The sequence below is a fragment of the Methylobacterium brachiatum genome (assembly GCF_020523825.1).
GTDB classification, from domain to species: domain Bacteria; phylum Pseudomonadota; class Alphaproteobacteria; order Rhizobiales; family Beijerinckiaceae; genus Methylobacterium; species Methylobacterium brachiatum.
On the sequence record NZ_JAJALK010000024.1, the window covers coordinates 1 to 25,181 of the forward strand.

Consider the following 25,181-nt stretch of genomic DNA (forward strand, 5'->3'; position numbering starts at 1 on the left):
GGGGCGTCCCGCCATACCCATCCAGGGGGTCAAAATTCGACGCCGATCCAGGGTCAATGTTCAACGCTGTTTGACACACCGCGGAGGAACTCCTTGCCACGGCCACGAAGGACACGCTCCACTTCTCGGAACGGAACTTCGAACGGATGACGCCCGGCGTGGTCGCGGACAAGCTCCAGGTCCGCAACCAATACAACAAGTACATCCGGCCCGTGGGAGATGGGCGCTACGAGCTGATCAGGCGCGGCCGCGGCCGAAGGGAGGAGAGCTCAGGGCAGGCGTGAGGGTTCGGGCTGGTAAGCGGGCGAGCATCGGCTTACCCTGGTGCGGGCGAGCGCCCGCCGTGGCGCCACAGCCTGCGGAGACCTCTCGCACAAGCTTCACGGTGCCGATGGGCAACGGCCATCCGCAATCGTTCCGGTCCAAGTCCCATAGCCTTCCGGGGCTTCGGTTCGAAGGGCAAGATCGACCCGATTCCCGTACCGGGCCGACCGCGATGCTCAGCGACTACGTCCCCCGCCTCCTGACCATGCCGCCGGAACAGCTAGAGCGGTTCGTGGCCTCATGGCTGTCGATCCGAAGTGGCGAGTACGTCGATTGGGACATCTGCGCTGCCTCCGGGGATGGAGGCCGTGACGTCGTGGGTTTCGAGACCGACCAGGGCTACGAGGGGTCGTGGCACAACTACCAGTGCAAGCAGCTCCGCAGAAGCCTCTCGGTCCCAGAGGCCGTGCTGGAGCTCGGCAAGATCTTCATGCACGTGGCCAGGGGAGACTTCACGCTCCCCACGCGGTACGTCCTCGTCGCCCCGGGGGGGATCAACCGCGCATTGGCCGACCTCATCCGGCAGCCGGAGAGGTTCCGTCGGACCGTCGCCGACTCCTGGGACGCGACATGCCGGGCCCGGCTGGTACAGCGCAAAGCCGTACCGCTGTCCCCCGAGATCCGGGCCGTTGTCGACGCGTTCGACTTCGCGGGTATCTCGGCCCTGGACGGCCCCAAGCTAGTGACCCAGCCCGATATCCATCCCGTGTTGGTGCACTTCTTCGGGGCCGATCCCGGACCGCCTCCGGAGCCGACCGAGATCCCTATCGAGATCGCCGCCGAGGAGTCCTCCTACCTTGGGCAACTCGCCGCGGCGTACGGTGGGCGCGCCGGCTTGCCGGCCGCGACGACGGGCGACATTCTTGCGCACCCGCGTTGGGGCGTGCAGATGCGCGACCAGCGCGTGCGCTACTTCCATGCGATGGCGTTCGGGCGCCACTACAGGCGCCGCGTCTTCAAGGAGGTCCTCGTCGCTTTCGACGAGGAAATCTACCATGGCATCGTCGACACGCACCGGGACGACCGGCACCCGGATGTCCTCGAACAGGTCAACGCCGTCATGAGGCTCGCCCCGACCCTGATCCTGACCGGTCCCCTTAAGGACCACGCCAGCCCTCAGGTGAAACAGGGTACCTGCCACCGCTTCGCCAACGAGGACCGCCTTCCGTGGGGCATCTGAAACCTGCCGCCGACCCCTTCGATAGCCCGCTTGAGACCGGCTTGCGCGCGCTCGTGGTGCTGGAGGCGATGCACCCGCGCGCCTGCGACCTGACCGAGATGACCTGGTACGACCACCTCGTCGTCAACACCGCCGACATTGAGGGGGGCGACGGAACTGAGGGGCCGGAAAGCCTTCATCCGCCGCTGCCAGGGCGGCACGACGGCCTGACGGTCCGCAGGAACGTCGTCGAGGAGAGCCTACTGCTGATGCATCGGGTGCATCTCGTCGACGTACGCCACGAGAAGGACGGCATCCGGTATGCCGCGAGCGACGACGCCCCGAGCTTCCTCGACGCGCTGCAGGCCCCGTATACGGTGCGCCTTAAGGACCGCGCACGCTGGCTGGCCGAGATCTTCGCCGGCATGAGCGCAGCGGAAATCGCCGCGGTGGTGGATCGGCATGTCGGCCTCTGGGCGGTGCAGTTCAGGTCGGGCGAGGACGAACGTCCGTGACCGGCCTGCTGACCCTGCGCCATCTGGCGTTCACGGGCCCCGCCGCCGTCGGTGCCGGGCTCGCGTTCGAGGACGGGCTGAACATCCTCTACGGCGCCTCCAACACGGGCAAGTCGTTCGCGCTCAAGGGCCTGAACTTCATGTTCGGCGCCTCGAAGCCTTTGCCGTCCATCGACGAGGCGGCGCCCTACGACACCGCGTGGCTCGGCCTGCGGCTCCCGGGCGGTGCGGAGGTCACCCTGAGCCGTTCAGTGAAAGGGCACGGGTTCCTGCTGCACCCCGGGCTCGTCACAGCGCCTTCCGACGTCGGAAGGCCGCTCGGCGACGTCCACGACCCAAAGTCCGACGACAACCTCTCGATGTTCCTGCTCGACCTGCTCGGCCTCAAGAGCAACGTGGTCGTCAGGAACGCGAGCGGGGAGAAGGACAGCCTCAGCTTCCGCTACGTCGCCCCGTACCTCTTCACCTCCGAGGAGACCATCATCTCGGAGCGGAGCCCAGTCCTTGCATCGGGACAGCACACCTCCGCGACCGTCGAACGGAACGTCTTCAAGCTCCTCCTGACCGGCATCGACGACCGTGCCGTCACGCCTTCGCTGCCGCCCAAGACGCAGGCTGCGGTGCGTGCCGGCAAGATCGAGCTCGTCGACGACTGGATTGCGGGCATCGACCGCGAGCTCGGGGACACGGTACCGTCCCGTGGGGACCTGCAGGAGCAATCGCATCGCCTCGACGCCTCCATCGCCGCACTCCGGCACGACCTGGGTCATGCGCAGGATCGCCTCGATGCGCTCGTGCGCGAGCGGCGCGCGACCCGGGACGAACGCGACGAGACGCGGACCCGCGCCGCGGAGCTCGACCTGACCCTCGACCGCTTCGCAAGGCTGGACCAGGTCTACGTCTCCGACATCGAACGCCTTAGGGCCGTCGAGGAGGGTGGCACCCTGCTGCTGGCGATGGCCGGGTGCGATTGCCCCGTCTGCGGCGCCCTTCCCGAGGCGCAGGTCAATGCCGGGCACGTCGAGGAGATCGGTCGTTCGCATATGGCGGCGGCGGCGGAGATCAGGAAGATCCAACGCGACCGGGCCGACCTCGCCGGCGTCATGCAGTCCCTCCGGGCCGAAACGACCGGCCTGCGCGGGCGGGTCGGCTTGCTGGCCGATGCCCTCGCGGGCCTGGATGCCGGCCTCGACGAGGCGCGTCCGGCGGAGCGGGACTTCCGGCAGCGTTACGAAGGCCTGAACGCGGAGCGCGCCCGCGTGTCCGGGCTTCTCGACCTCTACGCCAGGCGCGACCGCCTCGTCGTCGAGCGTTCCCGCCTCGACGTGCCGGCAGCGCGCAAGCCGGCCAACGAGGCGGCCGCCGTCGGGCTCGACGGACCGACCGCCCACGCCTACGCACAGGTGGTCCAAGAGGTTCTCGGCTCTTGGGGCTTCCCCGGCAACCCAACCGTGAGCTTCGACCTCGATCTGCAGGACATCCGCCTCGACGGGAAGGCTCGCTCGGATAACGGCAAGGGCGTAAGGGCGCTGCTGCACGCCGCCATGAAGGTCGCCGTCCTGCAGTTCTGCCATCGGCGGCGGCTGCCGCACCCCGGGTTCGTCGTCCTAGATACGCCGCTGCTGACCTATCGGGAGCCGCTTCGTTCCCGGCACGGGCCCCTGTCGGAGGACGAGGAGGCTCTCAAGGGTGCCGGCATCGGCAGCAGGTTCTACGAGCATCTCGCCGGCTTGTCCGAGATCGGGCAGTTCCTCGTCATCGAGAACAGCGACCCACCCGCGGGAATCGAGCGCGTGGCCAACGTCCAGGCATTCTCGGGCGAGGCCGGCGTGGGCCGGTACGGACTTTTCCCGCTCCCGTTCGAGGGCTCCCCCCCTCGTTCATGAGCGCGCCGAGGCGGGGCGTGCGCAGCCTCGGAGCGGTAAGGCGTTGCACATCGTCTTACCGCTTGATTTAGACCCCCTCACCCGCGCGCTTACCCCTATCGCGTCCCCCGGGCTTCGAGCGCCAACTCTGCCCCGGTGACGAGCCGTCCCCGATCCGGCAACGTGGGCATCAGCCACCGGCCTTGGCGGTCCTGACGACCCTGTTCCGTGGCGTCAGGGCCTGCGCCTCGATGATCGGGCTTCCATCGAGGGGAGGCAGCTTGATCCTGGCGACAGCCTTCATGGCGGCCCGCATCTCCGGGCCCTCGCTGTACCGGCCCAGGGTCAACCCCGAACGCTTGTGTCCGACGATGGCGGCCAACAGGTCCCCGTTGATGTTCGCGCGTTCCCCCTTGGTGATGAACCAGCGCCTGAAGCTATGGAAGTTCACGAGGGACCGTCTCTTGCCATCGACCACGTCGGCGATGCCCAGGTCCCTCCGGTACTTCGTGAAGCGCTTCGAAAAGTAGGCGCTTCTCTCGCGCATCGACCCCTCCGCCATCGGCGCCGGCCATTCGGGGAACAGGTCGTCCTCGGGTGTCTTGCCCTTCACGCGTGCGGCGACGAGTTCGCGTAGCGCCGGATGGATCGGGACGTCGCGCGCCGAGACCTCCTTCTTCTGGGGCTTGAAGGTGAACCAGCCGTCGGCGCACTCCCCGACCCGCAGGTCGATCACGGCATCCAGCCTCGCACCCGTCAGCGCCGCGACGAGCATGACGTCCATCATGCCCGGATCCGGGTCGCCCATCAGGAGGGTCTGGACCTCGGCATCGTGGAACGACCTTTCCTCCTCGCCGTGGACGGTCGCGGGCTTCTCCAGGTTGAGCCCCTCGAACGGGTTCCGGTCGACGTTCGTTCGCTTGATCAGGTACAGCCAGTACCGATTGAGCCGCCCCAGGTACTTGGTCGCGGTGGCCCAACTCAGCCCGGTGAAGTCTTGCAACTCGTCCATGAAGCGCACGGCGACCTTCACGTCGATCCGTTCGAGGTAGGGCTGGATCTCGCGCGCGTTGCACCAGTCCAGCATGATCCTGAGCGCCCTGGTGTCGTCGGATAGGGACCGTGCCTTGATCTTCAGGGTCTTCATGTAAGCGGCGTGATGCAGCGCGATGGGCGTCGCCGAACCTTGGGCTACGGACGAGAACGTCTCGGCCTCCTTGACGGCCTCGGGCGCGTACACCTCGACGTCGTAGGTATCGCCATCCTCGTCGACGTCGGTGATCCAACGGGAGCCCCGCTGCCGGATCTCCGCCACCCGCTCGCGAAGCTGGCCAGCGTAGAAGTCGTGGGCATCGCCGCCGGGTGGCCCGGCCTCGGACATCACCTTGGCCCAGGCCACCGCTTCCTGAAGCTCCGACCGCTTCTTCCCCCCGACGGTTTCCCAGGCCTGCGCGATGCGCGACTTGAAGAGCTTGACGATGGGGACCTTGAGCGCGTTCGCCGAGATCAGCGACTTGGTCCCGAGGGACTGCTTCAGGCGATAGCCGAGCATGCCGCGCAGGGGCGCGGGCACGCCCATCGTCACCCGATAGTACCCGTCGTGCATCTCCAGGTAGGCGTTCTTGGGGTGAGGCTTGCGAGGCACGCGGAGAACCCTGGAAGGGACGCATATGTCCCCGATTTGTCCCGGGTCATGTCCCGGAAACGCCAGCGCATGCAAACACTTATATGATTAACAATGGGTTAGCGTTCCTATTCGGAAAATCCCTCCGTCTCCGCCAACTGGCTGTAGGCCGCCGAAATCGGCCTTCATTCCCAACTGCTTTCGCTGAGCGGCACTCCCTTTGTCTGGGATGGCGGGCGCGCGGCTTGCAAGTTGCGCGTGCGGGCTGTGTCGCACGGGGACACCGAAAGCGGCCCTGTCCGCACCGGCGACGGAGCAGGACGGGCCTCATACTGCACCGATAGAGCGCGGACTGTGTCAGCGGGAGGGCCACGGCGCTCTGCGACGCTGTTTCGATACACGAAGCTCGAAAGAGCCGCCTCTGGCGCAGCTGAAGCCCCAGCTTCGTGGCCTCGATTTAAGCCGATCCCCGCAATCGGCCCAGTCCACCCGCAGGAGCATGGGAAGCCTGCGCAGAGGTACGCAAATGCCGCCCGGCTTTAATCCGTCCCGCCGCGTGCGGGGCGGCACGGCGCGATGGCGGCGGAGACCCCATCTTGGTCTCGTACAAGAAGAAACCGGCCGGATTGACCGGCTTGTAGTTTGTAGGAGCTCAGTTTTATCCATGAAGACCCGTATCGCTGCCGCCGTCACCGCTTTTGTCCTTGGCGTCGCTCCGATCTCGTCGGCCATGGCCTCAGATGGTGCGCGCTGGACCGGCCTCGCACCCTATGACGTCGAGACCACCGGAGCGCTGGGGCTCGGCGTCCACGACGCGCCCATCTACGACCGCTGCCCGATGAGCTCGGCGGCGGAGGGCAATGCCGACCAGCAGACCCGCCCGGTGAAACAATACGGTCAGACCACCGGCGGCTATCGCTGCTGATCCGGCAGGCGACGCGTGCCCATGGCCCTCAAGGCCCTCTCCTACGCGATGATCGGCGTCTTCGTCGGCGGCCTCCTGATGACCCTGTTCGGTTCGGCCAGCATGCTGCTGGGCCTGTAGCCGAACGGCCCGGGCTGTCGCGCGGACCGATCTAATCGACCTGCGGCGGGGTGCGAGCCCCGCCGCTTTTTCATGGGCTGCCCGAAACCACACCGCGATCGTGCCGCGTCACGTTCACCATCAGGTTGATGAACGGCCGAGCCGGAAGGGGTTCAGGGCCGGGGTCGCATCCTCCTGGCATCCGGTCCGGCCAGCGCGGGCCGAGGGTTTCAGGAGTTGGTGTCATGATGCGCTTCAAGACGCTCGGGATGGCCGCGATCCTCGCCGCGGGGCTCGGCACCGCCACGGCGGCGAACGCGGCTCCGTTCGGCTACGGCCCCCTCGGCGGCACCGGGCTGATCGAGCGGGTGGCCGGCGGCTGCGGCCCGGGCTTTCACCCGAATCCGTGGGGCCATTGCCGGCCCAACGACCGCGGCTGGGGCTATGGCGGTCCCCGCGGCCCCTATGGCGGCCGCCCGGGTTACGGATACGGATATGGCGGCGGCTACGAGCGCGGCCCCGGGGGCTACGACGGCCCGCGTCGCTTCTACGGCGGCTGGTAGCCGGCATCGGGCGTCGCGCGGCGGTGCCCGACATCGCCTCTGAACCGGCCGGGCTCCCAGACGGTTCTCCCGCCGGAGGTTCCCATGTCCGATCTGTCCCAAGAGCCCAAGCGCGTGAATGTCGAGGATCCGAGTTCGGCCGCCTACTGGGCCCGGCGCCTCCAGGTGCCGGTCGAGGACGTGACCGCGGCCGTGCATGCGGTCGGCGATGAGCCGGCCGCGGTCGCGGCCCATCTCGACCGGCCGTGGCCCTACGACGGCAGCGGCATCGTCTAGGGCCGGCCCGCGCCGGCACTGAGCCGGCTTCCGGCGCGGCGGTGAACGCTTCGGCTCGATGCCCCGCTCGTCGCGACCGCGCGGGCGGGGCACCGATCCGATCGCGTCGCAAGCACAACCCGGGGGCGCATCGCCGCAGAATTATTACCTCAAAAGTAGTATTACTGTTCGAATGGCCCAGCTGATACGCAGTCTTTGCAGCTGGGTGCGCCGCAATAAGTGAGACATGCTCAGGCACGGGCGACGTGCAGGGCGTGATGTGATGATCGATGAATTCCCGGAGGACCAAGTCGGCAGTCCCGAGCCGGGCTCCGAACTGGCGCAGGAAGCCAACGGCGTCGCCTTTCTACTCGCCAGCGCGGCCTACCTGGCCCTCGCGGACGCTTATCTGCGTCGGGAGGGGCCACCCGGCCTGACGGTGATGGACGAGATCGAGGACAGGATCGAGGAGGCGCTCCAGAGCTTCGTCGCGGAGACCGCCTACCACGATGCGCGCCCCGACATCCTGGCGCACGCGACCGCCAAGATCCGCGCCCTGCTCGAGGCCGGACGCTCCATGTCGCCCGGCCCCGGATCGCTCCAGTGAGGCGTGCTGCCACCGGGTGCCGCACCGATCGGCTTCCGGGACGGCGCGCCACCTGACCCGGGAAGGCCACGGCGCGGCGCGACAATGGCCCGGCCTTTGGGGCGGCTGGCCCCCCCTCGACGGACGCTACGGACGGGAGGCGGGCGCCTGGGGTGCCGGCTTCGGCTCGCCCGGTGCCTGCGGGGTCGGATCCTGGGGGAGTGGCTGGGTCTGTTGCGGCGCCGGGGCGGGTGCGGTCTGGTCGGTCTGCAGGGACTGGTTCGCCTTGGTCTGGATCTGGTCGGCGGTCTGCTGGCTGATGACGCCGTAGGACACGGCAGCCGCGAGGGCGACCGCGATGATCGCCCCGATGATCGTCTTCGTAAGCTTGGGCGGCATGGGGGCCTCCTCTTGCGTGGCGGTCGATCGTGTCAGGCGGCTTCCTTGCGCGTGACGACCAGGGCCCAGATCGTCGCCGGGATCCAGCCGATGATCGTCAGGTGCAGGATGATGCAGAGGATGCCCTGGAAAACCTTCCCGCGCAGGAACATGGCGAGCCATGGCGCGAGGAAGCAGATGAGGATCATGATCATGGTTGGAACGGCTCCTTGCCCCTGACATAGGCGGCCGGTCCCGTTCAGCCAGACCTTGGCGGACGGGCCCGCGACGCAGCCGGTCGGGCCGGGCCGTCCCGATATCGGGCACGCCCGGATCGCGACGCGGAAGCCCGCCCGGGCGGGCGGCGCCGGTCACCGACCAGGGGTCACCTACCAGGGGTCACCTACCAGGGGTCACCTACCAAGCATGGACGAGGTGGCCGCCGGCCAGAACGAGGACCGCGAGGGTCACGAGCGAGATCAGAACCTTCCGGCCCGCCTCCGCCGCGCGCCCCGCCGCGCGCGAGGGCCTGCGTCGGCCGTCCGGCGTCCTGAGGATGTGGATCTTCGGATCGGAGAGATGCTGTGTCAGGCTCTCGGGCAGCGCGCGCTTCGATGCGCCAGACTTCGACCGAATCCTGCGCATCCGACATCCCCAACCAAAACCGCTTCGCACCGGCCCCTCGTCCACGAGGCGGCGGGCCGCTATCCGAGGGTGACCGCACCGTCGACCGGGTTCACCGCGACAACGCGCGGCCCGCGGATATCGGGATCCCGCTGCTCCCACGCCGACAAGGCCGCGTTGGCGGCCTCGACGATCGCGCCCGGCGCGCCCCTGCCGATCTGGGGACGGATCGCCTCGACGAGCCGCGCCAGGATCGTCTGCTCCTCGAGCGGATGGGCGGGCATCGTCGCGCGCCGGCAGAAGGCGGCATAGACGTTCTCGGCGATCACACGGGCGACGCGATCGGCGTCCGGTGTATCCTGTGCCATCTCCATCCGTCTCCTCAGAGCGTGTGCCGTCGGCGCCTGTTCTAGAGCGCGCGGCGCCGAAGTGGAGACCGGGTCGTCCCCAGCGGGGCGTGACAGCGACGAGCGGCATGACGGATCGCGATCGATGTCCGTCCTACCCACCGCCCTCACCCCGCGGCGCCTGTCGGCCCGGGGGCGGCGGATCAGCCCGGACGTCGAGGCGGCTCGCTCAATCGTCGTCGAGATCGGCCGGCGAGCCGGGCGGCAGGGGGCCGTCGTCGATGACGCCGCGATCGCCATCGTTGAAGGGCGGCCCGTCGAAGCCGACGACGCCGTCGGGATTGTCCGGCGTCACGTTCGGATCGACCCGGCGGATGCCGTCGCGGCCCAGGCGCCGGTCGATCCGGTCCATCCGCTGGAGGTCGCGCTCGACCGGGACGTCCCGGGGATCCTGGGCCAGTGCCTCCGGCGCGACTGCAAGGGCCATCAAGGCGCCGAAAGCCAGGAGCCGCATGTCGGAGAGCCCTTCGTTCTGAGGTGCCCGGCAAGAAGCGTCGCCGATCGCCCGGGCCGGGCCGGGATCGGCCACGGCCCGTCGTGAGCGACTGTGCCGGTAATCGCTCGGCGGATCAACGCTAAGTGGTAGGCACTCCCAGGGCTCGTTCGGGATCCGAATCTCCCGAACTTGGCCGACCCAACGTGCCGCCGTCTCTGAGCCGACGATGAGGCTCCGTAGCCGGCTGTCAATCGACCGGGCAGCCCTCGGCCCGCTCCCGCCGGCGGCGCTCGGCGTTCCGCTGGGCCTGCTCCTGCCAGCTCTCCTCGGGCGGCGTCATCTCGGTCCGGCTGGTTGCGAGACCCAGGGCCGTCGAACCGCGCGCTCCCGCCGGCAGCGAGCCCGTCGTCCGCGGGTCGTCGCAACCCAGGCGGGACTCATCGCTCTCGGCCAGGGCCGGGGTCGCGCACACGATCAGGGTCGCGACGGTCGCCAGGAATCTGTTCATGCGTGCGGTCACAGGCTGCCGTCAAAATATCCGTTGGCGGCGGGCGGAGCGTCGGATCGCGGACACCGGCCTGGCGTATGGCGAAACGCTTAACGAAAAAGAGCCCGCCGCAGCTGGTGCCGAGCGGGCTCGAAGGGGTCGTCTTGGGAGGAGGCTTTACCTAGCCCAGTTGTGCTGCCGGGAGCATTGGCGATCCGGCATGGCCGAGGCGCGCTGGCGGCATGTAACCGCTACGCTCGCACGGTCGTGACTTGTGATCGGGCCCGCGCGCGGGCGTCGAGGACGATGACGCGCCCGCGAAGACCGTGCCGCCGCCGGCCCTGTATTGATCGCGGGCCGGAAACGCGCCATGGCGCGCCGGGGATGCAGTCGCGCGACGACCAGGCATCGCAGAGGCGAAATCTTATTCTGCGATGCAACTTCTGGTTAGTATCACCGGACTAATGTGCCGTGATGTTGCCGTCCGGCGAGGCGTCCGATGTACCGTGCTCTGGCCTGCCTAACCGAGGAGCACACGCCGTGGGTGCTCCCCCTGGCCGCCTGCGTCTGCTGGATCTCCTGCTACGTCGCCCTGCTGCTGGAGCAGCGCGTCCGGAAGGGCGGCACCTGGGCGCCGACCTGGCTGCTGGCCGCCGCCTTCTCGGCGGGCGCCGGCATCTGGAGCACCCATTTCATCGGCATGCTCGGCTACGATCCCGGCATCGTCGTCGGCTACGAGATGGCCACGACGGCTTTGTCGCTGATTGTGGCCGTCGCGGCGGCCCTGGTCGCCTTCACGCTCCTGCGCGCCGCGCGCCGGGACACGCCGTGGGTCGGGGCTTTGGCCGGCCTGATCCTGGGCGGCGGCATCGCCTGCATGCACTTCCTCGGCATCGCCGGCGTGGTCCTGCCCGGACGGTTCGACTGGGACCTGGCCCTGGCGCTGGCCGCGACGGCGATCGGCTGCGGCCTCTCCGGCGCCGCCCTGGTGGTGCATGTCCGCGGCGGCGATGCGCGGACCCGGATGGCCGCGGCCACCATCCTGACGGCCGCCATCGCGGGGCTCCACTTCCTGGCCATGGCGGCGGCACGCGCGATCCCGGATCCGGCCCTGGACATGCCGGATCTCGGCCTCGCCCGCGGCGCCGTGGCGGGCGGCATCGCCGTGATGATGGCGGTGATCCTGGCCTTCGCGGCACTCGCGCTGATGCTGGATCACCTGCGCACGATCAACGCCGCCCTCGCCCGCCAGGGCCTCGCCCTGCGCGAGAAGACGCTGCTGCTGGACAGGACCCTGGGCAGCATGGACCAGGGGCTGATCATGGTCGATGGACGCGGCCTGGTTCAGGTCTGCAACGAGCGCGCCCTGGTGCTCCTCGACCTGCCCCGCGCGATGATGCGGTCCAGCCCCAGCTACAAATCCGTCCTGCGCCATCAGCTGCAGAACCGCGAGCGCAACCGGACCGACCGCTCGTACCGGGACTGGATCGAGCGGGGCGGGCTGGAGCAGGCCCATGTCCACGAGCGCGTGCGCCCGAACGGCCTCGTGCTCGAGATCCGGACCGTGCCGCTGCCCGATGGCGGCTTCGTGCGGACCTTCACCGACATCACCCAGCGCAAGGCCGCGGAGGCCGAGGTGACGCGGCTCGCCCGCCACGACATCCTGACCGGCCTGCCGAATCGCGGCCTGTTCCGCGAATATCTCGACGGGCGGCTGGCCGACATCGCGCTCCGGGGCGGCACCGGCGCCGTCCTGTATCTCGATCTCGACGGCTTCAAGGGCGTGAACGACACGCTCGGCCATCAGGCCGGCGACGACCTGCTGCGCAGCGTCGCCGACCGTCTGCGCTCGGTGGTGGGCGACGGCGTCGTGGCGCGTCTGGGCGGCGACGAGTTCGCGGTCCTGCTCGACGGCGGGCGCGACGAGGCGACCGGGATCGCCGAGCGTCTCACCGGCCTGTTCCGCGCGCCGCTCCAGGTCGGCGACCAGCGGATCGGCGTCGGCCTGAGCGTGGGCATCGCGCTCGCCCCGGAGCACGGCGCCAGCGCGGAATGCCTGTACCGGCGCGCCGACCTCGCCCTCTACCGGGCCAAGGCGGAGGGCCGGGGCACCTACCGGGTGTTCGCGGCCGACATGGACGAGGAGGCGGAGGAGCGCCGGGTCCTGGAGAGCGACCTGCGCCAGGCGCTCGCCGACAATGCCCTGAACCTCTACTACCAGCCGCAGGTGGACGGCGCGTCCGGCGTGCTGGTGGGGTTCGAGGCGCTGGTGCGCTGGACCCATCCGGTCCGCGGCGAGATCCCGCCCAGCGTGTTCGTCGCCCTGGCCGAGGAGACCGGGCTGATCATCACGCTCGGCGATTGGGTCCTGCGCGAGGCCTGCCGCGAGGCCGCGACCTGGGCGCCGTCCCTGAAGGTGGCCGTGAACCTGTCGCCGCGGCAATTCCAGAAGCCGGACCTGCCCGAGACCGTGCTCGCCGTGCTGGCGCAGACCGGCCTGTCGCCGGACCGGCTCGAGCTGGAGGTGACCGAGAGCGTGATCATCAACGACATGGCCCGGGCGATCAGCATCCTGCGGCGCCTGAAGGGGTTCGGCGTCCGGATCAGCATGGACGATTTCGGCACCGGCTACGCGTCGCTCGCGACCCTGCAGGCCTTCCCGTTCGACAAGATGAAGATCGACCGCTCGTTCGTGGCGCAGCTCGGGGTCGACCCGCAGGCCGCCGTGATCGTGCGCGCGGTGCTGAGCCTGGGCCGCAGCCTGCGGATGGGCGTGGTCGCCGAGGGCGTGGAGACCTCCGCGCAGCGGCGCTTCCTGGCGGACGAGGCCTGCGGGGAGATGCAGGGCTACCTGTTCGGCAAGCCGCGCCCGATCGGCGACTATGCCGAGATGCTGTGTTGCCCCGACGAATCCGAGGAGAGGCTCCACGGCGCCCGGGCGCGGGCCTGACCGTCCGCGCCGAACGGCGCGGCAGCCCGGCGATTATCCGGAGATCCCGTCGCGGCGCCGGGCCGGGCTTAAGCCTGGGGCCGGCTCAGCCGTGGGGCGAGCGCCGCCGCACCGCGGATCGCGCATCCGCCCGCCGCGACGCGGCCACGGCGCGGATGCGCGCGGCCCGGGCGCGCTCGGTCTCGGCGACGCCCGCCGGCCGGGGCGCGGCCTCGACGGTGAACGGCATCCGGCTGCGGATGTCGCCGTAATAGTCCGAGCCGCTCATGCCGAAACCGCCGCCCACGACGGGACCATCCATGAGCGGCTCCCCGGCCGAGGCGGCCGTGGCACAGCAGACGAGGAGGGCGGCGTAGATCAAGCGCATGCAGGAACTCTGGCAGGAAGGGACGGCGGTTTTACGACCACGGGCGTCACGGCGACGCGAGCGCCGGACGTCACGGCCGCTCGGCCCCGCCCCGATCTGCTCACGGGGCGGGGGAGCGTCCGATCTCACCAGCGGTCGAGCCCATACGCAACGCGGCTCGGACGCGAGAATGCCGGACTTGGGTTAGCGGACCCTGCGCCCGCACCGGCCGGGCGATCCCGACGCGGGACTCGCGCATGAGAAAGCCCGCCGCGGCTCTGGGCCGGGCGGGCTGACGAAGCATGCAGGCGTGTCGGACGCGTTAGAAATCGCCGCGCCGGCCGAAGCCCCGCGGGCCGCCGTAACCGCGGCCATAGCCACGACCGTAGCCGCGCCCGTAGCCGTAGCCATGACCCCGGCCATAGCCGCGCGGGCCGCCATAGCCGTGGCGGCGGCCGAAGCCGGGCCCGAAGCGGGGACCGCCGTAGCCGTACTGGACCTGTTCCACGGCCGGGGCCGCCTCTGTGACGGCTCCGAGGCCGATCTGGGCAGCGGAGGCGGGGACAGGCGCGAGAAACAGGCTGGCTGCGAACAGGCCACCCGTCAGAGTCGGAATCTTGAACACACGGTCTCTCCTCGCCAAGGCCGCCGGTATGCACCCCTGGCTTGTGGAAACCCCTCGGCATCTCAGACCGTTCCTGACACGGTGCATCGGCCACGCGCGTCCGGCGGGCCGAGCCCCATGCCGGCACCTCCCAGGGCCGTCCCGCCGGGGGAGGCCGGGCGGGACGAAGATGAGAGCTGCAATGGTGAAATGGCTCCTGGTTGCGGTCGCGATCGTCGGCAGCACCCCGGCCGTCGCCCAGCGCCATCGGGCCAACAGGCCGCAGGGCCGCGGACCGATCGCGGCCCCGCAATTCGGCGTGCCGCGTCTGCCGACCACGACGCTGCGCCCCGCCGACGACGGCATCATCCACTGGAACACGCCCAACAAGGACGGCAATCTCGGCGGCCCGGGGACGGGCGGGGGCGGCGGCGGGGGCGGCTAGCAGGGCGCCTCAGGGTTCAGCGGGCCGTGCTCGATGACGGCGCGCGCGCTCAGCCGCCGCCATTGTCGCCGCCGCCGCCGGCGCCGGTCTGGGGAACGGCGCGCTCCGGCTGGCTGGCGTTGCCGCCCGCCGCGGTGTCGGTGGTGATCGTCGCCGCGCCCGTACCGGTCGGGGCGATCACGGCCGTGCTGCCCGGACCGCTATTCTCCCGTCCGCCGGGCACGACCACGGTCCCCTCCGGCGTGCCGGGCGGGACCTGACGGGGCGGCCCGGGCTGGACGATCGGGGCGGGACCGGTGTTGGTCTGCGCGAGAGCCGGTGTCGCGAGGCTGAGCGCAAGAACAGCAAAGACAGCATGACGCATCAGAGGCTCCTTCATCTTGGCTGTGCCGTGCGCGTTGCACACGGGCTTCGTGCCAAAACGTGCGATCGGAACGGTGGTTTCCGATCGACAGGTCTCCGGACAGGCCGGCCGCACGATCTCGCGCCCAGCCCTCCGGGATCGTGAACCGGGGCCGCTCCCGAGGACGCTGGCGCCGGGGGCGGGCGATCGGGACGTTCGCGCGCTCCCGCCTGTCGGCTGGCGGCGTTGCTGCGCGGGGCGGGCCGCGGCGGCGCTCCCGAGGCTTCGAAGCCAGTACTTCGACAATGCCGCGGCGCGGTGGCACTTGAGGTCGTCACAAAGGCTTGTGTTAGTCGAACAGGATTGTTGATCTCTGCGCTCGACAATGCGCGGCTCGGTCCTCTATGATGCTCAAATGGTGCCGGCACATGTCGAGCCGTTCAGCACGTTGTTTCCAGGAATTCCGCACACATGAAGCGCCGGAGCGCGCGGCCGTTCACGGTCGAAGTCAAGAATACCCGTCCCTCCCGCGTCGCGTTGGCCGATACGACGACGCGACCCCGCGAAAATCAGACCCTCTGGTGGGACCTTCCCACGGAGACCGCCGAGAAGCCGGCCGTGGCGCAGCCCGCCCCCGCCGCCCCGGTCGCATCCGCTCCGCCCGAGGCCCCGGCGCGCCGGGTGCTGCCGAGCCTCATGCCGATGTTCACCACCGAGGACGAGCCGGACACGGCGGTGGACGAGGCCCCGTCGATCGAACGCCTGCCGCGGGTGCGTCGCGCCAAGGTTGCGGCGAAGCCGGCAACCAAGCGCGCGCCGAAGGCCGAGGCGGCACGGCCCATCTTCACCCCGGCCCCGGCGGTTTCGCGCCCGGCCCCGGCCCCGAGCGCACCCGTTCCGGCCCGGGCCGCCGTGAATCAGCCGGCCGCGATGCCGACGCGCGCGATACGCCTGTCCCGCCAGGCCGACACCCTGAAGGCCGGCGAGCGCTGGAAGCGGCGGCTGCCGCGCCACCTGTGGTGATCTGAGCGGCGGGCACGGCCCATCACAGAGCATGGCGGGCGCCCATCCGGTCGTGATCGGTGCCCCCCAACCCAACCCCCTCCTCCTTCGAGGCCCAGCACCGCTTCGGCGCCTGAGGGTGGGTGTCGGATAGACACTGTGTCATGGATCGGCGGGCACGGCCCATTGGCACGGCCGCCTTTCTCGGCGACAGCTACGATGGCGCATGGGGGCTTATGCCGGCCGCGCCACGTCCCATCCTGTATGGCGTGGATCCGCCAACGCGGTGGAATAGGTCTGCTCGTGCGGACGATCGGGTTGAGGCGTGCGCCGTCCCCGGACAGACAGACTCCGCGCTCTGCAAGGACGCCAAAGTCACCGATCCGCGCGGCTGCAGATGCCTGCCTCCCGTGACCGCCGCGTCCTGAAGGCGTGAGGCCGCGTCCGTCCCTCAGATGCCGACGCTCGCCGCGCCCGCCTCCGCGGCCTGGCTGACGGTCGCGCCGTTGCGCAACGCCATCGCGATCGCGGTCGAGGCCGTGTCGACCGCGCCGGCGCGGTCCTCGCCGTAATCGTACATGCTGTTGGTCTGCGAGCCCAACCGGGCGTGGAAATTGTCGGGAAAGCTCTTGTCCATCCGCTGCTTCAGCAGGTTGGTCGCCGCATGATAATCGCCCTCGAAGCCCGCCGATTGATAGGCGGAACCGGTCTCGAAGGTGCCGCCCTCCCGATCGGCGGCAGCTTTGCGGTTCTTGTGGTCGATCGTCTGCGAGAACAGGAAGCCGATAACCTTGGCCATAAGCCATCTGACGGTGTTCATCTCGGTCCTCGACGGTAGAAGTGGCGGAAGCACTTCGGTTCTGTACCACGCCTAGTCCGAAGACCGCGGATTTCTTCACGCGGATCCGGCCTCACCATCGCTCTTCGGCGATGAGCGCCCCGCTGCGGTCGAAGGTGCCCCGCCAGCCCTTGTCGTTCAGGCGGACGGTCACGCGGGTCTCGTCGGCATCCGCTCCGGACCCGGGTTTGATGCGGGCCTCGACCTGGCCGAGCCGCTCGTGGCGCTTGAGCGCGGCGACGCTGACGCCCAGGCGCAGCGCCAGCTCGCGGGGATCGACGATCCAATCGCCTTTGTGACCGAGATCGAGCCGCACGGAGCATCCTCCATCGACACGGCGCCGAGGTTAAAGCCGCCGGCCTCGGCCTGGAAGCCGGTTCTAGCGCCCGGCCGCGTGGCGGTGGCGGGGGCCCCTGTGGTGGGCGCGGCCCGGGTGACGCCTCGCCTTGATCCGGGGCGGCGGCGCAGCCGGTGATGCGACCGCCGGGACGCCGTCATGCTCGGCGATGACCTGGCGGGCGCGCTCGACGCTCATGTCGCAGGCGCTGGTCATGCCCTGAAGCGCGCCGAGGGCGCGGTTGTATTCGGGCAGGTTGGTGCATCCGGGGACGCCCCAGGCCCGGGCCGGGGTGGGACCTGCGAGGAGCGTCACCAGAGCCAGCAGGGCGGCGCCGGTCACGCGGGTCGCGGGCCCGTTCGGATCCGGATGGAGATGCGCGCCCATGGAAACCTCCCGACCCGTTCGCGAGGTCAACCCGCATCGCCCCGGTTGGTGCGATCGCGAGGACGTCGCGGGCTCGGCGCGAGCCCCGGTCGAAACGCGGTGACGGCCCGGCGCGGCTTCGGCGCCGCGTCGGACCGTCCTGTCTGCGGCTGGGCCGGCCTTTAGAAGTCCATGCCGCCCATGCCACCCATGCCGCCGCCGCCCGGCATGGCCGGGGCTTCCTTGCGCGGCAGCTCGGAGATCATCGCCTCGGTGGTGACCAGCAGGCCGGCGATGGACGCCGCGCCCTGGAGTGCTGCCCGGACGACCTTGGCCGGATCGACGATGCCGGCCTGGAGCATGTCGACATACTCCTCGGTCTGGGCGTTGAAGCCGTAGGTCTCGGAGGCATTGGCCAGGATGTTGCCGACCACGATCGAGCCCTCGACGCCCGAGTTGGACGCGATCTGACGGATCGGGGCTTCCAGCGCCTTCAGCACGATCTTGATGCCGGCCTGGACGTCGGGGTTGTCGTTGGTGAGGCCCTGAGCGGCCTTCTTGGCGCGCAGCAGCGCGGTGCCGCCGCCCGGGACGATGCCTTCCTCGACCGCCGCGCGGGTGGCATGGAGCGCGTCGTCGACCCGGTCCTTCTTCTCCTTGACCTCGACCTCGGTCGAACCGCCGACGCGGATCACCGCGACGCCGCCCGCGAGCTTGGCCAGACGCTCCTGGAGCTTCTCGCGGTCGTAATCCGAGGTGGTCTCCTCGACCTGCGCCTTGATCTGCGCGATCCGACCCTCGATGTCGGACTTCTCGCCGGACCCGTCGATGATCGTGGTGTTCTCCTTGTCGATGCGGACGCGCTTGGCGCGGCCGAGCATCGGGAGCGTCACGTTCTCGAGCTTGATGCCCAGATCCTCGGCGATCATCTGGCCCTTGGTCAGGATCGCGATGTCCTCGAGCATCGCCTTGCGACGATCACCGAAGCCCGGCGCCTTCACGGCCGCGACCTTCAGGCCGCCGCGCAGCTTGTTCACCACGAGGGTGGCAAGCGCCTCGCCCTCGATGTCCTCGGCGATGATCAGCAGCGGCTTGCCGGTCTGGACCACGGCCTCGAGCACCGGCAGCATCGCCTGGAGCGAGGACAGCTTCTTCTCGTGGATCAGGATGTAGGGATCCTCGAGCTCGGCGATCATCTTCTCCGCATTGGTGATGAAGTACGGGGAGAGGTAGCCGCGGTCGAACTGCATGCCCTCGACGACGTCGAGCTCGGTCTCGGCGGTCTTGGCCTCCTCGACGGTGATGACACCCTCGTTGCCGACCTTCTGCATGGCGTGGGCGATCATCTCGCCGATCTCCTTGTCGCCATTGGCGGAGATCGTGCCGACCTGGGCGATCTCCTCGGACGAGGCGACCTTGCGGGCCCGCGCCACGATGTCCTGCACGACCGTGGCGACCGCGAGGTCGATGCCGCGCTTCAGGTCCATCGGGTTCATGCCGGCGGCGACGTATTTCACGCCCTCGCGGACGATCGAGGCGGCCAGAACGGTGGCCGTGGTGGTGCCGTCACCCGCGATGTCGCTCGACTTCGAGGCCACTTCGCGCACCATCTGGGCGCCCATGTTCTCGAACTTGTCGGCGAGCTCGATCTCCTTGGCGACCGTCACACCGTCCTTGGTGATGCGCGGGGCGCCGAAGCTCTTCTCGATCACGACGTTGCGGCCCTTGGGACCGAGCGTGACCTTCACGGCGCTGGCGAGCAGCTCGACGCCGCGCAGCATCTTCTCGCGGGCATCGACGGAAAAACGAACGTCTTTGGCTGACATGGACAATCTCTTCTGTTGTCGTGCGGCCCCGAGGCGCGCCGGGGCGGGCGCCTCGAAGGGCTTGAGCAGCGTCGGAGGGGGCGGGAGCCCTTAGGCGACGACGCCCATGATGTCGGATTCCTTCATGATCAGGAGGTCCTGACCGTCGATCTTGACCTCGGTGCCGGACCACTTGCCGAACAGCACGCGATCGCCGGGCTTCACCTCCAGCGGATTGATCTTGCCGGCCTCGTCCCGGGCGCCGGGCCCGACGGCGACGACCTCGCCCTCCTGGGGCTTCTCCTTGACGGTATCGGGGATGATGATCCCGCCCTTGGTCTTCTCCTCGCCCTCGATGCGGCGTAGCACCACGCGGTCGTGCAGGGGGCGAAACTTCATGTGCGGCATCCTGGTCGTCCCGCCTGGGGCCTCGCGTCGACATGACCGAGCCCGTGCGGGAAAGGCGGCGGCAGACCGAATCGCCTGCGCCGGATCGACCCTGTCTTAGCACTCAATAGACAAGAGTGCTAACGCGTCTCACGGTCGATGCGCCGCGGAGGGTGATTTTCGAGCGGTTCGTCGCGTTCGGACAGATTGATATTCGAACGCGGTCGCGCGCTTCGATCCCGGTCCGGAGCTCGGAACCGGCATCCGTCCGGGTACGGCCGCGCAACGGGCGGCCTCAAGATCCGTATTGATACACCAGAATAACCGCGCGAAAAATCGCGCTTTACCGGCGCGCCGCACCGAATTTTCGTGCAACACATTTGACGATTGTGATTATCCCGTCGATGCGCTACAGATCATAAATCGATCTTTGGCCAGATATTCGGCCGTCTCGCCACAACAGGGCGAGCGCTCTGCATCTCTCCCAGTTTCGACGACCACGGACGGGCGCACGCTCAGGCACGCGCTCGCCCCCTTCGATCGTCCAGAGTTCGCGGCTCGCGCAGCGCAACGGCGGCAGGCCCTGGATCTTTGTTACAGCCTGGTGATCACGCCAGACCGGTCTCCGGTCTCCGCACCATGCTCTGAAGCAGTTGGAAGAGTTATGAGCATCGGCACCGTTAAGTGGTTCAACGAGACCAAGGGCTTCGGTTTCATCCAGCCTGACGATGGCGGCAAGGACGTGTTCGTGCACATCTCGGCCGTCGAGCGCGCCGGCATGCGCAACCTGATCGAGGGTCAGAAGCTCTCCTACGAGCTGGAAACCGACCGTCGCAGCGGCAAGCAATCCGCCGGCAGCCTCCAGGCCGCCTGAACCTCGCGCCTCAACCGAGGACGCGTTTCGAAGCCGTTCCCAGTGTGGAGCGGCTTCTTCTGTTTCTGATACGGGCGCTGCGGCGCGCGAGGAGTCTCCGTGGGTCAATTCAAAGAAACGCAGCTGTCTGATCGTCTCGAGGCCGGTGCCAAGGCCAAGGAAGAGCGGCTGGCCCAGTTCCGCGCGCGCCCCGCGGCGGACGATCCGGCCGTCCTCGCCCGCCAGGCCGAGCGTCAGGCCGTCGCCGAGGCCCGCGAGGTGCGGGTGAGCGAGCGGGAAGCCGCCCGCGCCGCCGCGGAGGCGGTCCGCGCCGCGGAAGCGCTCGCGGAGCAGGAGCGCGCGGCCGCCGAACTGGTCCGTCAGGCCGCCGAGAAGGTCGAGCGCCAGGCCGCCCTGGCCGCCGAGCAGAAGGCGACCCGCGACGCCCGCTTCGCCGCCCGCAAGGCCAAGGTGAAGCGGTAAGCACAGGGCGGAGCGCCGCCGACGCAGCTCTCCATCACGCGCGCTCCGGCAGCCCCGCCGCAAAGAACCGGTTCGGCGGGCGCGGCAGGCCGAGATGGTCGCGCAGGGTCGTGCCGGCATAGTCGCGCCGGAACAGGCCGCGCCGCTGCAGTTCCGGCACCAGCGTGTCGACCACGTCGTCGAGCCCCTGGGGCACGAACGGGAACATCACGTTGAAGCCGTCGCAGCCGCGGCCCTCCAGCCATTCCTCCATCCGGTCCGCGACCTGCGTGGGCGTCCCCACGAAATGGAGCCCGGCATAGGCGCCGACCTTGCGGGCGAGGTCGCGCACGGTGGCGCCGGTCCGGCGGGCATAGTCCAGGATCTGCGCCTGGCTGGTCTTGCTGGCGTTGGTCTCAGGGATCTCGGGCAGGGGCGCGTCGAGATCGAAGCCGGAGGCGTCGACCCCGAGCCGCACCGACAGGTTGGCGAGCCCGCTGTCGGGATGGACCAGATCGTCGAGGCGCGCCCGCTTGGCCTGCGCCTCGGCCTCGGTCTCGCCCAAGATCACCAGGGCGCCGGGCAGGATCTTCAGGTGGTCGGGATCGCGCCCCAGCGCGGGCATCCGGCCCTTCACGTCGGCATAGTAGGCCTGTGCGGCCTCCAGGGTGGGACTGGCGCCGAACACCATCTCGGCGGTTTCGGCCGCGATCTGCTTTCCGGCCTCGGAGGCGCCGGCCTGGACGATCACCGGCCAGCCCTGAACCGGCCGGGCGACGTTGAGCGGCCCCTTCACCGTCAGGAATTCGCCCCGGTGGTCGAGGACGTGCAGCTTGTCGGACTCGAAGAACAGGCCGCTCTCCGGATCCATCAGGAAGGCGTCGTCGGCCCAGGAATCCCACAGGCCGGTGACCACGTCGTAGAACTCGCGCGCCCGGGCGTAGCGCACCGCGTGGTCGAGATGCGCGTCGCGGCCGAAATTCAGCGCCTCGTCCGGGTTGCCCGAGGTGACGAGGTTCCAGCCGGCCCGGCCCTTCGAGATGTGGTCGAGGGAGGCGAACTTCCGGGCCACATGGTAGGGTTCGTTGTAGGTGGTCGAGGCCGTGGCGATCAGGCCGATCCGCGACGTGAGCGCGGCGAGGGCCGGCAGCAGCGTCAGCGGGTCGAACGAGGTCACGGTGGCGGAGCGGCGCAGGGCCGCCATCGGCATGTTCATCACCGCCAGATGGTCGGCCATGAAGAAGGCGTCGAACTTCGCCGCCTCCAACCGCCGGGCGAACTGCGCCAAGTGCTCGAAGTTGAAATTCGCGTCCGGGTAGCCGCCGGGATAGCGCCACCAGGCCGTGTGGATCCCGACTGGGCGCATGAACGCGCCGAGATGCAGCTGGCGGTCTCGACTCATGGCGGCGCTCCGCGGGTCCTCACGGGTGCTTGTGGATCGGGTCGACCCAGTGGACCGCCTCGGGCCGCTCCACCGGCTCGACATCCGGGATGTTGACCACCACGGCCTCGTTGTCCGAGCGCACCAGCACGCAGTGCAGGGGCTCGTCCGTGGAGGCGTTGATCTCCTGGTGCGGCACATAGGGCGGCACGAAGATGAAGTCCCCCGGCCCGGCCTCGGCCACGTATTCGAGCCGCTCGCCCCAGCGCATCCGGGCGCGGCCGGAGACCACGTAGATCACGCTCTCCAGGGCGCCGTGATGGTGCACGCCGGTCTTGGCGTCGGGCTGGATCGCCACCGTGCCGGCCCAGATCTTCTGGGCGCCGACCCGGGCGGCGTTGACCGCCGCCTGCCGGAACATCCCCGGGGTCTGCGCGGTGTTGCTGTCGAGCTGGTCGCCCGGGATCACCCGCACGCCGTCATGCTTCCAGCGCGGCGCCCCCTCCCCTGCGGCATGGTCGTGATCGTGGCCGTGCGCGTCGTCATGGGCATGCGTGTGGCCGTCGCCGGTGTCGTGCATCGTCAGGACCTCCATCCGGGGGAGCGCCGCATCATTGCACCGCCGCCGAGGCTTCGGACAGGGCTCGGGAGAATCCCGTGTCGAAGATCGCCGCCGCCTGCGGGGCGCGGGCCTTCGGGATCAGGCCGGCGCGGACATAGAGGTCGATGGTGCGCTGCTCGTCGGCGATCACGTCGGCGTCGATCGGCACGGTCCGGTAGCCGGCGCGGCCGAACCAGCGCAGCGGCACCGCCTCCGGCAGGCCGATCAGCTTCGACCAGACCTTCGCGTAGGGTGCCGGGTCCTTGAGCGCCCAGGCCCGGGCTCGGGCGAGGCGCGCGGCGAAATCGGCCAGCAGGGGCCGCTTGTCCGTCAGGGCGCTGTCGCGCGCCACCGTGAAGGTGAGGCCGGGAGTGATGCCGTTGCCGTCGCGGACCACCCGGGCCAGGCCGGCGAGTTCCGCCGTGGACGTGTAGGGCTCCCAGGTCGCCCAGGCCTCCACAGACCCGGAGGCGAGGGCGATCTTGGCATCCGCCGGGGGCAGGAAGCTGAACAGGACGCTGTCGAACGGCAGCCCCGCCTCCGCCAGGGCGGCCAGCACCACCTGGTGGCCGATGGAGCCGCGGTTGGTGGCGACGCGCTTGCCCTTGAGATCCGCCACGCTCCGGATCGGCGAATCGGGCGCCACCAGGATCGCCAGCCCGTCCTGCCGGTTGCGGAACGCCATGAACGCCTTCACGGGTGCCCCGGCGGCGGCCGCGAAGGTGAAGGGCGCGTCGCCGACCCCGCCGGCATCGATCGCCCCGGCGTTCAGCGCTTCGAGAAGCGGCGCGGCCGCCGGGAACTCGCTCCATTCCAGCCGGTAGGGCAGGCCGTCGAGGACGCCCGCCGCCTCCATCAGGGCGCGGGCATTGCCGCGCTGGTCGCCCATCCGCAGCACGTCCTCCGCCCGGGCCGGCCCGAGGGCCAGGAGGGCGACGAGGATCAGGATCGCGGCGCGCATCAGGCGGCCTCGGCGGCGCGGCCGCGGGCCGCGAGCGCGGCCTTGAAGGCCGGCAGCAGCTCCCGGCCGTACTGGATCGCGTCCTCCAGCGGATCGAAGCCGCGGATCAGGAAGGTGCGCACCCCGAGGTCGTGATAGTCGAGCAGCGCCTCGGCCACCTGCTCGGGCGTCCCGACCAGGGCGGTGGAATTGCCCGCCGCCCCGGTCTCGGCCGCGATGGCGGTGAACAGCCGCTTGTCGAGGCGCGAGCCCGCGGCCGCCGCCGCCAGCAGCCGGCGTGAGCCCTCGTTCTGCAGCGCGGCGGCCGCGCCGAGGCCCCGTGCCGCCCGGGCGGCGCGGGTCCGGGCCAGGATATCCTCCGCGCGAGCCCAGGCCCGCGCCTCGGTCTCGGCCAGGATCGGCCGGACCGACAGGCTGAAGCGCGGTTGGCGCCCATGCGGCGCGGCGGCGTCCCGGACCCGCCCGATCAGCTCCCGGACCTGGGCCTGGGTCTCGCCCCACAGGGCGTAGGTGTCGGCGTGGCGGCCGGCCACCGCCAGAGCCGCCGGCGAGGCGCCCCCGAAATAGACCGGGATTGAATCGACCGGCTTCACCTCGGAGAAGCCCCGCTCCACCCGGTAGAACGCGCCCGCGTAGTCGAACGGCGCCGCGGCGGTCCAGCTCTGGCGGGCAATGTCGAGGAACTCACCGGTGCGGGCGTAGCGCTCGTCCTTGGTGAGGTGGTCGCCGTCCTGGGCGAGCTCCCGGTCGTCGCCGCCGCTGATCACGTGGATCGCGACCCGGCCGCCGGTGAGCTGGTCCAACGTCGCGAATTGCCTGGCCGCCACGGTGGGCGCCGTGAAGCCGGTGCGGTGGGCGATCATCAGCCCGAGCCGCTCGGTGACGGTTGCGACCTGGGCGGCGAGCAGGAGGGCGTCCGGCGAGGTCGAATGGAACGCCACCAGCACCCGGTCGAACCCGCCCCATTCATGCGCCTGGGCCAGCAGCTTCAGGTAGTCCCGGTCGATCGCCGGACCTTGCGCCGGGTGGATCTCGGAGCTGTGGCGGGGAGCGACGAAGCCGATGAACTCGACGGCCTCCGGGGGCAGCAGGCTCATGAAAATCTCCGTGTCGGGGCCGGCGCGGCGATGGCCACGGCAGACCATCGGGGCTGTCGCAAGGTTCGCGAAGGAGGCCGCGATGGTCCGCCCCGAGACGCGGAGCGTCAACGAAAGCGTCTTTCGAAAATTTGGAGAACGAAAGAATAAGTCCCG

The 25,181-nt window shown here is 69.7% G+C and carries 31 protein-coding genes; 12 read left to right on the top strand and 19 right to left on the bottom strand.

Features of this window, described 5'->3' with window-relative positions; all coding sequences use genetic code 11:
- Nucleotides 1–496 precede the first annotated feature (496 nt).
- The 3 genes from LGR69_RS29050 to LGR69_RS29060 are packed head-to-tail and all read left to right on the top strand — an operon-like array spanning nucleotide 497 to nucleotide 3,884.
- Entirely contained in the window at nucleotides 497–1,504 is a 1,008-nt protein-coding gene (locus LGR69_RS29050) for an ABC-three component system protein (protein ID WP_230368227.1), read from the top strand.
- The gene (locus LGR69_RS29055; RefSeq protein WP_230368229.1) at nucleotides 1,492–1,998 is read left to right on the top strand and encodes an ABC-three component system middle component 2; all 507 of its coding nucleotides are present in this window, start codon (nucleotides 1,492–1,494) and stop codon (nucleotides 1,996–1,998) included. Before LGR69_RS29050 ends, LGR69_RS29055 begins: the two co-directional genes overlap by 13 nt.
- Nucleotides 1,995–3,884, top strand: coding sequence for a hypothetical protein (locus LGR69_RS29060; protein WP_230368230.1), 1,890 nt, complete (start codon nucleotides 1,995–1,997; stop codon nucleotides 3,882–3,884). The genes LGR69_RS29055 and LGR69_RS29060 overlap by 4 nt, the downstream gene beginning before the upstream one ends.
- A 169-nt stretch (nucleotides 3,885–4,053) precedes the next feature.
- On the opposite strand, the gene LGR69_RS29065 is transcribed toward LGR69_RS29060, so the two are convergent.
- The gene (locus LGR69_RS29065; RefSeq protein WP_230368232.1) at nucleotides 4,054–5,508 is read right to left on the bottom strand and encodes a site-specific integrase; all 1,455 of its coding nucleotides are present in this window, start codon (nucleotides 5,506–5,508) and stop codon (nucleotides 4,054–4,056) included.
- Nucleotides 5,509–6,151: 643 nt separating this feature from the next.
- Between LGR69_RS29065 and LGR69_RS29070 the strand changes: the two genes are divergently transcribed.
- The 4 genes from LGR69_RS29070 (at nucleotide 6,152) to LGR69_RS29085 (ending at nucleotide 7,936) form a co-directional block, all read left to right on the top strand.
- A complete protein-coding gene (locus LGR69_RS29070) occupies nucleotides 6,152–6,412 on the top strand; it encodes a hypothetical protein (protein WP_007567262.1) in 261 nt (86 codons plus the stop codon).
- A gap of 344 nt (nucleotides 6,413–6,756) precedes the next feature.
- Nucleotides 6,757–7,074, top strand: a complete 318-nt coding sequence (locus LGR69_RS29075) for a GCG_CRPN prefix-to-repeats domain-containing protein (RefSeq protein ID WP_007567265.1) — start codon at nucleotides 6,757–6,759, stop codon at nucleotides 7,072–7,074.
- 84 nt (nucleotides 7,075–7,158) lie between these two features.
- Nucleotides 7,159–7,350: a DUF3606 domain-containing protein gene (locus LGR69_RS29080; protein ID WP_007567267.1), complete on the top strand. Its 192-nt coding sequence runs from the start codon at nucleotides 7,159–7,161 to the stop codon at nucleotides 7,348–7,350.
- Nucleotides 7,351–7,612: 262 nt separating this feature from the next.
- Entirely contained in the window at nucleotides 7,613–7,936 is a 324-nt protein-coding gene (locus LGR69_RS29085) for a hypothetical protein (RefSeq protein ID WP_007567268.1), read from the top strand.
- A 126-nt stretch (nucleotides 7,937–8,062) separates the two neighbouring features.
- Here LGR69_RS29085 and LGR69_RS29090 read toward each other — a convergent pair whose 3' ends face one another.
- From LGR69_RS29090 to LGR69_RS29115, 6 genes are all read right to left on the bottom strand, one after another.
- Entirely contained in the window at nucleotides 8,063–8,314 is a 252-nt protein-coding gene (locus LGR69_RS29090) for a hypothetical protein (protein ID WP_007567270.1), read from the bottom strand.
- A gap of 32 nt (nucleotides 8,315–8,346) precedes the next feature.
- A complete protein-coding gene (locus tag LGR69_RS29095; protein ID WP_007567273.1) occupies nucleotides 8,347–8,508 on the bottom strand; it encodes a YqaE/Pmp3 family membrane protein in 162 nt (53 codons plus the stop codon).
- A gap of 202 nt (nucleotides 8,509–8,710) precedes the next feature.
- Nucleotides 8,711–8,938, bottom strand: a complete 228-nt coding sequence (locus LGR69_RS29100; RefSeq protein ID WP_091864102.1) for a hypothetical protein — start codon at nucleotides 8,936–8,938, stop codon at nucleotides 8,711–8,713.
- Between the two features lie 59 nt (nucleotides 8,939–8,997).
- Complete coding sequence (locus tag LGR69_RS29105) at nucleotides 8,998–9,285, bottom strand: hypothetical protein (RefSeq protein WP_007567278.1); 288 nt, start codon at nucleotides 9,283–9,285, stop codon at nucleotides 8,998–9,000.
- A gap of 208 nt (nucleotides 9,286–9,493) precedes the next feature.
- A complete protein-coding gene (locus LGR69_RS29110) occupies nucleotides 9,494–9,778 on the bottom strand; it encodes a hypothetical protein (RefSeq protein WP_230368234.1) in 285 nt (94 codons plus the stop codon).
- Between the two features lie 229 nt (nucleotides 9,779–10,007).
- Entirely contained in the window at nucleotides 10,008–10,268 is a 261-nt protein-coding gene (locus tag LGR69_RS29115) for a hypothetical protein (protein ID WP_230368235.1), read from the bottom strand.
- Between the two features lie 478 nt (nucleotides 10,269–10,746).
- On the opposite strand from LGR69_RS29115, the gene LGR69_RS29120 reads away from it, so the two are divergent.
- Nucleotides 10,747–13,197, top strand: a complete 2,451-nt coding sequence (locus LGR69_RS29120; protein WP_230368236.1) for a bifunctional diguanylate cyclase/phosphodiesterase — start codon at nucleotides 10,747–10,749, stop codon at nucleotides 13,195–13,197.
- A gap of 85 nt (nucleotides 13,198–13,282) precedes the next feature.
- On the opposite strand, the gene LGR69_RS29125 is transcribed toward LGR69_RS29120, so the two are convergent.
- The gene (locus LGR69_RS29125) at nucleotides 13,283–13,564 is read right to left on the bottom strand and encodes a hypothetical protein (RefSeq protein WP_007567287.1); all 282 of its coding nucleotides are present in this window, start codon (nucleotides 13,562–13,564) and stop codon (nucleotides 13,283–13,285) included.
- 301 nt (nucleotides 13,565–13,865) lie between these two features.
- Nucleotides 13,866–14,168 carry a hypothetical protein gene (locus LGR69_RS29130; protein ID WP_007567288.1) on the bottom strand — a complete coding sequence of 101 codons (303 nt, stop codon included), beginning with the start codon at nucleotides 14,166–14,168 and terminating at the stop codon, nucleotides 13,866–13,868.
- Between the two features lie 181 nt (nucleotides 14,169–14,349).
- Between LGR69_RS29130 and LGR69_RS29135 the strand changes: the two genes are divergently transcribed.
- A complete protein-coding gene (locus LGR69_RS29135) occupies nucleotides 14,350–14,592 on the top strand; it encodes a hypothetical protein (protein WP_039903917.1) in 243 nt (80 codons plus the stop codon).
- 49 nt (nucleotides 14,593–14,641) lie between these two features.
- Here LGR69_RS29135 and LGR69_RS29140 read toward each other — a convergent pair whose 3' ends face one another.
- Nucleotides 14,642–14,956, bottom strand: coding sequence for a hypothetical protein (locus LGR69_RS29140; protein WP_007567293.1), 315 nt, complete (start codon nucleotides 14,954–14,956; stop codon nucleotides 14,642–14,644).
- Nucleotides 14,957–15,406: 450 nt separating this feature from the next.
- Between LGR69_RS29140 and LGR69_RS29145 the strand changes: the two genes are divergently transcribed.
- Nucleotides 15,407–15,958, top strand: coding sequence for a hypothetical protein (locus LGR69_RS29145; protein WP_230368237.1), 552 nt, complete (start codon nucleotides 15,407–15,409; stop codon nucleotides 15,956–15,958).
- A 430-nt stretch (nucleotides 15,959–16,388) separates the two neighbouring features.
- Here LGR69_RS29145 and LGR69_RS29150 read toward each other — a convergent pair whose 3' ends face one another.
- From LGR69_RS29150 to groES, 5 genes are all read right to left on the bottom strand, one after another.
- On the bottom strand, nucleotides 16,389–16,736 hold the full coding sequence (locus LGR69_RS29150) for a hypothetical protein (RefSeq protein WP_230368238.1): 348 nt from the start codon (nucleotides 16,734–16,736) through the stop codon (nucleotides 16,389–16,391).
- A gap of 112 nt (nucleotides 16,737–16,848) precedes the next feature.
- Nucleotides 16,849–17,091, bottom strand: coding sequence for a DUF6522 family protein (locus tag LGR69_RS29155; protein ID WP_007567299.1), 243 nt, complete (start codon nucleotides 17,089–17,091; stop codon nucleotides 16,849–16,851).
- Nucleotides 17,092–17,154: 63 nt separating this feature from the next.
- Complete coding sequence (locus LGR69_RS29160) at nucleotides 17,155–17,499, bottom strand: hypothetical protein (protein WP_230368239.1); 345 nt, start codon at nucleotides 17,497–17,499, stop codon at nucleotides 17,155–17,157.
- Between the two features lie 161 nt (nucleotides 17,500–17,660).
- On the bottom strand, nucleotides 17,661–19,304 hold the full coding sequence (gene groL, locus LGR69_RS29165; RefSeq protein WP_230368240.1) for a chaperonin GroEL: 1,644 nt from the start codon (nucleotides 19,302–19,304) through the stop codon (nucleotides 17,661–17,663).
- Nucleotides 19,305–19,394: 90 nt separating this feature from the next.
- Complete coding sequence (groES, locus tag LGR69_RS29170) at nucleotides 19,395–19,682, bottom strand: co-chaperone GroES (protein WP_007565402.1); 288 nt, start codon at nucleotides 19,680–19,682, stop codon at nucleotides 19,395–19,397.
- Between the two features lie 652 nt (nucleotides 19,683–20,334).
- Between groES and LGR69_RS29175 the strand changes: the two genes are divergently transcribed.
- Both LGR69_RS29175 and LGR69_RS29180 read left to right on the top strand, forming a co-directional pair.
- Nucleotides 20,335–20,544: a cold-shock protein gene (locus tag LGR69_RS29175; RefSeq protein ID WP_007565404.1), complete on the top strand. Its 210-nt coding sequence runs from the start codon at nucleotides 20,335–20,337 to the stop codon at nucleotides 20,542–20,544.
- 99 nt (nucleotides 20,545–20,643) lie between these two features.
- The gene (locus LGR69_RS29180) at nucleotides 20,644–21,006 is read left to right on the top strand and encodes a DUF6481 family protein (protein WP_208601082.1); all 363 of its coding nucleotides are present in this window, start codon (nucleotides 20,644–20,646) and stop codon (nucleotides 21,004–21,006) included.
- A 34-nt stretch (nucleotides 21,007–21,040) separates the two neighbouring features.
- Here the strand turns inward: LGR69_RS29180 and LGR69_RS29185 are convergent, their stop codons facing one another.
- Genes LGR69_RS29185 through LGR69_RS29200 form a run of 4 tightly spaced genes read right to left on the bottom strand, consistent with a single transcriptional unit; the run spans nucleotide 21,041 to nucleotide 25,025 of the window.
- Nucleotides 21,041–22,387 (bottom strand): LLM class flavin-dependent oxidoreductase, encoded by a 1,347-nt coding sequence (locus tag LGR69_RS29185; RefSeq protein ID WP_230368241.1) that lies wholly within the window; start codon nucleotides 22,385–22,387, stop codon nucleotides 21,041–21,043.
- 19 nt (nucleotides 22,388–22,406) lie between these two features.
- Entirely contained in the window at nucleotides 22,407–22,946 is a 540-nt protein-coding gene (locus tag LGR69_RS29190; RefSeq protein WP_007565409.1) for a cupin domain-containing protein, read from the bottom strand.
- 31 nt (nucleotides 22,947–22,977) lie between these two features.
- The gene (locus LGR69_RS29195) at nucleotides 22,978–23,928 is read right to left on the bottom strand and encodes an ABC transporter substrate-binding protein (RefSeq protein ID WP_230368243.1); all 951 of its coding nucleotides are present in this window, start codon (nucleotides 23,926–23,928) and stop codon (nucleotides 22,978–22,980) included.
- Nucleotides 23,928–25,025, bottom strand: a complete 1,098-nt coding sequence (locus tag LGR69_RS29200; protein ID WP_230368244.1) for an LLM class flavin-dependent oxidoreductase — start codon at nucleotides 25,023–25,025, stop codon at nucleotides 23,928–23,930. The genes LGR69_RS29195 and LGR69_RS29200 overlap by 1 nt, the downstream gene beginning before the upstream one ends.
- Nucleotides 25,026–25,181: the final 156 nt, after the last annotated feature.

Excerpts from the sequence above, each read along its gene's own strand:
- LGR69_RS29050 (WP_230368227.1), top strand. The coding sequence starts at position 497 with ATGCTCAGCGACTACGTCCCCCGCCTCCTGACCATGCCGCCGGAACAG.
- LGR69_RS29070 (WP_007567262.1), top strand. The coding sequence starts at position 6,152 with ATGAAGACCCGTATCGCTGCCGCCGTCACCGCTTTTGTCCTTGGCGTC.
- LGR69_RS29075 (WP_007567265.1), top strand. The coding sequence starts at position 6,757 with ATGATGCGCTTCAAGACGCTCGGGATGGCCGCGATCCTCGCCGCGGGG.
- LGR69_RS29080 (WP_007567267.1), top strand. The coding sequence starts at position 7,159 with ATGTCCGATCTGTCCCAAGAGCCCAAGCGCGTGAATGTCGAGGATCCG.
- LGR69_RS29085 (WP_007567268.1), top strand. The coding sequence starts at position 7,613 with ATGATCGATGAATTCCCGGAGGACCAAGTCGGCAGTCCCGAGCCGGGC.
- LGR69_RS29090 (WP_007567270.1), bottom strand. The coding sequence starts at position 8,314 with ATGCCGCCCAAGCTTACGAAGACGATCATCGGGGCGATCATCGCGGTC.
- LGR69_RS29095 (WP_007567273.1), bottom strand. The coding sequence starts at position 8,508 with ATGATCATGATCCTCATCTGCTTCCTCGCGCCATGGCTCGCCATGTTC.
- LGR69_RS29100 (WP_091864102.1), bottom strand. The coding sequence starts at position 8,938 with ATGCGCAGGATTCGGTCGAAGTCTGGCGCATCGAAGCGCGCGCTGCCC.
- LGR69_RS29105 (WP_007567278.1), bottom strand. The coding sequence starts at position 9,285 with ATGGCACAGGATACACCGGACGCCGATCGCGTCGCCCGTGTGATCGCC.
- LGR69_RS29110 (WP_230368234.1), bottom strand. The coding sequence starts at position 9,778 with ATGCGGCTCCTGGCTTTCGGCGCCTTGATGGCCCTTGCAGTCGCGCCG.
- LGR69_RS29115 (WP_230368235.1), bottom strand. The coding sequence starts at position 10,268 with ATGAACAGATTCCTGGCGACCGTCGCGACCCTGATCGTGTGCGCGACC.
- LGR69_RS29120 (WP_230368236.1), top strand. The coding sequence starts at position 10,747 with ATGTACCGTGCTCTGGCCTGCCTAACCGAGGAGCACACGCCGTGGGTG.
- LGR69_RS29125 (WP_007567287.1), bottom strand. The coding sequence starts at position 13,564 with ATGCGCTTGATCTACGCCGCCCTCCTCGTCTGCTGTGCCACGGCCGCC.
- LGR69_RS29135 (WP_039903917.1), top strand. The coding sequence starts at position 14,350 with ATGGTGAAATGGCTCCTGGTTGCGGTCGCGATCGTCGGCAGCACCCCG.
- LGR69_RS29140 (WP_007567293.1), bottom strand. The coding sequence starts at position 14,956 with ATGCGTCATGCTGTCTTTGCTGTTCTTGCGCTCAGCCTCGCGACACCG.
- LGR69_RS29145 (WP_230368237.1), top strand. The coding sequence starts at position 15,407 with ATGAAGCGCCGGAGCGCGCGGCCGTTCACGGTCGAAGTCAAGAATACC.
- LGR69_RS29150 (WP_230368238.1), bottom strand. The coding sequence starts at position 16,736 with ATGGCCAAGGTTATCGGCTTCCTGTTCTCGCAGACGATCGACCACAAG.
- LGR69_RS29160 (WP_230368239.1), bottom strand. The coding sequence starts at position 17,499 with ATGGGCGCGCATCTCCATCCGGATCCGAACGGGCCCGCGACCCGCGTG.
- groL (WP_230368240.1), bottom strand. The coding sequence starts at position 19,304 with ATGTCAGCCAAAGACGTTCGTTTTTCCGTCGATGCCCGCGAGAAGATG.
- groES (WP_007565402.1), bottom strand. The coding sequence starts at position 19,682 with ATGAAGTTTCGCCCCCTGCACGACCGCGTGGTGCTACGCCGCATCGAG.
- LGR69_RS29175 (WP_007565404.1), top strand. The coding sequence starts at position 20,335 with ATGAGCATCGGCACCGTTAAGTGGTTCAACGAGACCAAGGGCTTCGGT.
- LGR69_RS29185 (WP_230368241.1), bottom strand. The coding sequence starts at position 22,387 with ATGAGTCGAGACCGCCAGCTGCATCTCGGCGCGTTCATGCGCCCAGTC.
- LGR69_RS29190 (WP_007565409.1), bottom strand. The coding sequence starts at position 22,946 with ATGCACGACACCGGCGACGGCCACACGCATGCCCATGACGACGCGCAC.
- LGR69_RS29195 (WP_230368243.1), bottom strand. The coding sequence starts at position 23,928 with ATGCGCGCCGCGATCCTGATCCTCGTCGCCCTCCTGGCCCTCGGGCCG.
- LGR69_RS29200 (WP_230368244.1), bottom strand. The coding sequence starts at position 25,025 with ATGAGCCTGCTGCCCCCGGAGGCCGTCGAGTTCATCGGCTTCGTCGCT.